This window comes from Komagataeibacter kakiaceti JCM 25156, assembly GCF_000613305.1.
The window spans coordinates 1-820 of the sequence record NZ_BAIO01000771.1; the positions used below are offsets into that span (position 1 = coordinate 1).

Consider the following 820-nt stretch of genomic DNA (forward strand, 5'->3'; position numbering starts at 1 on the left):
GCCCGCCATGCGGGCCACTGATGGACCAGCCGGGCCAGCGCGGCGTAACCGCCGCCCGCCGGGTGCGCGCCATCACCATGCGCGATTTCGGCGCACCAGAGCGGGTCCATGCGTAGGGGTTCCCATATAGGCAGGAAAGGGACGGTCAGCCGCCCGCACAGCGCCGCCATCGCGGTGGAAAGGGCGTGGGTGCGTATATCCGGATCCTCCCGCCCCACGGGGGGCGGCCCGACCATCAGCACCGGACAGAGCTGGCGCGCCTGTTCCAGTATCAGCCGGGTGATTTCCAGACTTTCCGCCGGGGCGACGCGTGGCCGCCCGGCCGTGGTGCGTGTGCAGTCATTCACCCCGAAGGACAGGACAATACCGCCCTCGTCCCGCCCATCGAGACGTGGCGCGGTCTCCTGCCGCCAGCGCCGCGCGATGTCGCGGCTGGTCTGCCCCCGCACGCCAAGGTTGTAGAGGGTGACATCCAGCCCGCCCCGACGCTCCATGGCGCACAGGCGTCCGGCCCAGCCCTGACAGGCTTCATCGCCCGTTCCCGTGACGTAACTGTCACCGATAAAACAGATTCGCATGGGCATGATCATACGTGCGCAATACGGGAGACACCATGGCGGAAGTAACTGGATTTTCCGTACTTTCTTATTTTGTTCTCATCCTTTAATGTCAGCCCGGCAATGCGGAACGGGGAGTGGTGACAGGACGATGCGGGCAGGGATCGCGGCATGGCTGTGTTACGGGCTGCTACTGGGCCATGGATCCGCCGCGGGGGCCGCCAGCGTGACCTACCGGCTGCCACCCGCGAGCGTGGGATGCA

1 protein-coding gene is annotated in these 820 nt (G+C 66.6%); it reads right to left on the reverse strand.

Annotation, left to right across the window (positions count from 1 at the left end):
• On the reverse strand, positions 1–578 hold a 578-nt coding region (locus tag JCM25156_RS18775), incomplete at its 3' end, for a GDSL-type esterase/lipase family protein (RefSeq protein ID WP_025814367.1).
• Between the last annotated feature and the right edge of the window lie 242 nt (positions 579–820).